Annotated in this window: 2 protein-coding genes; one reads left to right on the top strand and one right to left on the bottom strand. The window is 50.6% G+C overall.

Annotated features, from left to right (window positions below):
* The first annotated feature begins 161 nt into the window (after positions 1 to 161).
* Positions 162 to 962 carry a class I SAM-dependent methyltransferase gene (locus tag IPG14_RS19175; RefSeq protein WP_343392882.1) on the top strand — a complete coding sequence of 267 codons (801 nt, stop codon included), beginning with the start codon at positions 162 to 164 and terminating at the stop codon, positions 960 to 962.
* Positions 963 to 3,257: 2,295 nt separating this feature from the next.
* Here the strand turns inward: IPG14_RS19175 and IPG14_RS19180 are convergent.
* The gene (locus tag IPG14_RS19180; RefSeq protein WP_343392883.1) at positions 3,258 to 3,689 is read right to left on the bottom strand and encodes a hypothetical protein; all 432 of its coding nucleotides are present in this window, start codon (positions 3,687 to 3,689) and stop codon (positions 3,258 to 3,260) included.
* Between the last annotated feature and the right edge of the window lie 928 nt (positions 3,690 to 4,617).

Consider the following 4,617-nt stretch of genomic DNA (forward strand, 5'->3'; position numbering starts at 1 on the left):
CCAGGCTCGTCCGGTCAGGCTCTGCTGGGGGGCCGCTGCCCAACATTCCGTGCAGCCGACCGGGGAGGATCTGGGCCGGTTGACGGTGTTGGTAGCCCCGGCGGCTGACGGTTAGCGTTGGGCGGCTGGCTGAGAATTTTTATGATAGAAGGATACATTTTATGGATGATTACTTGAATTCAAATCGGCATCTGTGGAATAAGTGGACACCTTTACATGAACAGTCACTCGCTTACAAGGTGGCAGAATTCAAATCTGGCGGTAGCACACTCCGACCAGTAGAGCATAATGAACTGAAAAATGTTGCAGGCAAGACATTGCTCCATTTGCAATGTCACTTTGGACTTGACACACTCTCTTGGGCGCGTGAAGGTGCTGATGTAGTTGGGGTAGATTTATCCGATGAATCTATTAACTTGGCACGCTCTTTGAGTTCTGAACTTGACATCCCCGCTACTTTTATCTGTTCTGAACTGCTAGACTTGCCCAATGTACTTACAAGACAATTCGACATCGTCTTTACTTCGTATGGAGTGCTTAATTGGCTCAGCGACCTAAAAGGCTGGGCAGATGTCATTGCCCACTTTCTCAAGCCAGACGGCATATTTTATATTGTCGAATTTCATCCCTTCTCCAATATATTTGACTCAGATTCACCTGAACTTAAAGTAGCAAACCAGTATTTCTTCTCAGAAGAACCTTTTCGTTTCGAAATGCAAGGCTCTTATGCCGCCGAAACTAATGAGACAGTTTATGGTTACAACTGGAAGCACAGTCTCAGTGATATTTTCAATGCACTCATTGGCGCAGGGTTACAAATAGAATCTTTCAATGAATTTCCTTTTACATTGCGTGAAAGAATTTCTGGCATGGTACAAGGCGAAGATGACTTATGGCGATTGACGAAACAAAATGGAATGGTCCCCCTTTTGTTTTCGCTCCAAGCGCGAAAGGCAAACTGAAAAACCTGTAATAAAATTGCCCCAAGAATCGCCGCCCAACAAAGCGTGCACCTGACGTGTGGGATTCTGCGGCATTTTCAAGCATTTTTCTGGCTTCGGGTTTTTCCTGCTCCCAAGCAGAGTCCACGCCCGCCCACACGCAGGTAACGCAAACCGTTGGGCGGCTCTGCCGCTAGATAGTCGCGTTTGCCCAACTTATGCTGGTGGAGATTCATTGATGGTCAAGACGACACCCAAAAGCGTAACGTTTTTTCGTCCTCTCAGGCGTTGCGGCACTTGTACTCAAGAGGCATTACTCTGGACCTTTTGTGGAGATTATCCACAGCTACAGTGGCAACGTCTCGGCCTCGTTCGCTGTATACTTTGTGGTTAGGATTTTGACCTCTGGCTGGAGGTATGGAAGGTCAGTAACCGCCGGCATTGCTCTTCTGGTCGTAGAATTTTTTGAGGTTACGAATGGATTCGGTGTAATGACAAACGTGTACGATTCAGTCGACTTTGTGGCCAATGCAGTGGGGGTAGTGCTTGCACTGGCGCTTGACACTCTGGTAGGGTCAAGATGGCGGAACGAACTAGACCGAGGTTCACAATAACGCTGTCTGAGGGTGGTGCTGGTGTTGGAGTAGGAAGACGCAATTTCAGACGCTACACAGTGCCGCCTAACACTGCATACTCAGAAACGGTCCAAGGCGCGGGCGGCAAGGGGTGTCGAAGTGACTGAAGAAGGTGCGCAAAAGGTGTAGATCGCGGGCTGCGGCGGCAAAGAGAGGGCGTGTTCGAACAAAAACGGGTGTTTTGTGGGCGCGCAGAGATGAACCGTGCTGGATGGAACGCAGTTCAAGGGGACAGCCAGGTAGGTCTGATCGGTCTCGTGTCAGGCCGCTTGCGGGTGAGTGCGTAAACCGAGCCTGGCGGCTTTGCGTTGCGGGTTCTTCTCCACGCCACGGAACTGTTCGTAGACGTGGGTGGATTCCATAGCGACTGTGCCGATCTGGCAGCGATCCTCCTTGTTGATTGACATAGTAACGATAGATTGACAGGCGAGCCCCTCATCGGGGTTCGGCATCTGTGTGGTGTACACAGGCGCCTACCACCAGTGTGGGATTCACTCGTGACCGAGAATCAGGGTGCAGCGCGGATTCTTGCATACCAATGAGTGTTACGATTGTAGCTTCTCGCCTGACCATGGTCATTATACACGATGTCCCGTTTCTGCCGTAGGGATTGTGATGAACAAAGGCGTAGCCGACCACGCCCCAGCCTGCGCCGGTTGAGCGTTACGGCTGACCATTGTCACTTGTGTTGGTGGACGGCGACTGACGCCGAGGGCGCTGGGCGGCTCCTTTTGCAAAGAGAAACTGTGTTAAGCATGAACAAAATCTGCGAAATACCTTAACCTCACATTTAGCGATAAGCAACCGATTAGAGATAATATAATGAAAAATAATTCTGCAATACCTTCTGTCCCACAAGCAACCCCGAAGACATCCAAGCTATCACCGAAGCCAGTCCCATTACGTTGAAGGCTGTTCACTGCTAATGCAAGAACAAATGCGGCGCAGTTTGCATCCTCAACTCTTGTGAAACGTGCAATTTGGCGACCTGCAAACGGTACCCGGCAACCAAGTGAATTTTCACGATGCCGAGTCAATGGTTCGGTATTACTCGTGATGGAGGCGGCAGTGCCTTGCCAGAGTCTGAGAAAGCATTTGAAATCGTAGTTCTTGATGTCTTCCGTGATATTGCAACCGTAAAAATTTACTTCATATCCATACATGGATTATTCCATCGTCAAGATCAATGATCGCCAGTCTATCTTAAACTGTCTATATGAAGTGCGGGTTGGAGAGCAAATATTTGTATAGTTTCTTGAACGTGATGAAGGCGTCAGCCAATAACCCCTTGATAAGACCAAAAGACCGCCCAACAAAGCATGCACCTGATGCTGGGAGTCTGCGCCATTTTCAAGCATTTTTTTACGCTGGTAGTTTTTTCTGTTTGGACGGCGCTCCGCCGCCCCAGCGCAGGTAACGCAAACCGTTGGGCGAAGCTCCTCACGAGTCAGAGAAGGTGAGATAAGGATCTGAAATTAAATGAACAGCAAAACAATCATCAGTATCACGGTTCTTATATTGGGCACACTAGTCTCACGAGCCTTATTTCCTGGGCCAGATTTCAACGCCCTCAACGCCCACTCTCAAACCAACAGCACCCTTTACCTCGCTTATTCCAATAAACACCCCTGCCCCTCGCCAACACCAACTAAGGCAGCAGCGGTTGAACTTGTTCAAAGCATTACGGCGGGGCCCCTGACTCGCCCTCGCCTGCCCACAGATCTGTTTCGATGGGCAAGGAAACTTCTATGTAATAGACAGCTACAACCAGCGCATTGTCAAATTCGACCCGGACGGCAATTTCCTCACCACATGGGGCAATGAAGGAACAGAGGCAGGCCAATTCGACTTCCTGGATGGCGTAGATGGGTACGGAGGTGTGGCCGCCGATTCCCAGGGAAATGTTTACGTCGCGGATACCTTGAACTACCGCATACAGAAGTTCACCAGTGACGGTCAGTTCCTCAACCAATGGGGGAGTCATGGCACGGAGGATGGGCAATTCCTGTACCCTGAGGGGTTGCTCATCGATGCGCAGGGAAATCTTTACGTCGGCGACGAAGAACGATCGGATATTCAGAAATTTGACAAATACAGGCCAGTTCCTGCTCAAATGGGGCAGTAAAGAGGCCCAGGCTGATGGGCAGTTCGCTTATCCAACTCATCCGGCTATAGATGGAGATTCTTAAGATCACATTGCGGACAACCGCAACGACCGTATTCAGAATGATAACGGAGGTCATTTCCACTCAGGGCAAAGCGGCCGGCATAGGTGATGGGGAGTTCCAGCCGTCCACACGGCGTGGCAGTGACCCGAACGGCAATGTTATGTGATCGAATACAAGGGCGACCGTATTCAGAAATTCGATCGGAGGGACACTTTATACTGGGGGGTGACTGACAGCGGCGATGGCGAGTTGGAATTGCGGAGCCGAGTAATCTCTGGTTCACCCAGACGGAAGGATTTACGTTGTTGATTATCTTAACAATCGTATCCAGGTATTTCGGGAGAGCAGCACCTTAGCCCTGTTTTCGACATAGAACAGATGTGCCATGCAACAGCTTGTGGTCATTGGCAAATCGAACACAACCTGTAGGAACAGCCCTGTTTTCGCCAAACGTTCTGCACGGCATGTGCGAAGTGCCTGACGACCTACTACCCATTGGGGTGTCGAAAACAGGCTTAGCAATGAGCCGTTATTGAGAATTGATCCTACGCGCCCAACCCCCGGTTCCAGCGGGTGCGCTTCGCGCCTGCGGCGCTCGCGTCCCTTCGGCCTGGCGGCCTCAGCGCCGCTGAACCGGAACGTTGGGCTACTTGGACATCAGCAAAACATATTCCCATTCTCCCCAACAAGTGGCTGTACCCAAGCATGAAGATCTATCTCGATACGTGCAGCCTGCAACGCCCACTCGACAACAAGACTCAACTTCGCGTCTTACTTGAGTCTGAAGCCGTTCTGGGGATCTTGGCGTTGCGTGACTAGGAGAGCATTGAGTTGCTGTCCTAGGAAGCGTTGGTGTTCGAGATCGAACGGAAC

This window comes from Candidatus Amarobacter glycogenicus (assembly GCF_016704105.1).
GTDB lineage: Bacteria > Chloroflexota > Dehalococcoidia > Tepidiformales > Tepidiformaceae > Amarobacter > Amarobacter glycogenicus.

Bases quoted from the DNA above. Each gene is read 5' to 3' on its own strand.
- IPG14_RS19175 (WP_343392882.1), top strand. From the start codon at position 162: ATGGATGATTACTTGAATTCAAATCGGCATCTGTGGAATAAGTGGACA.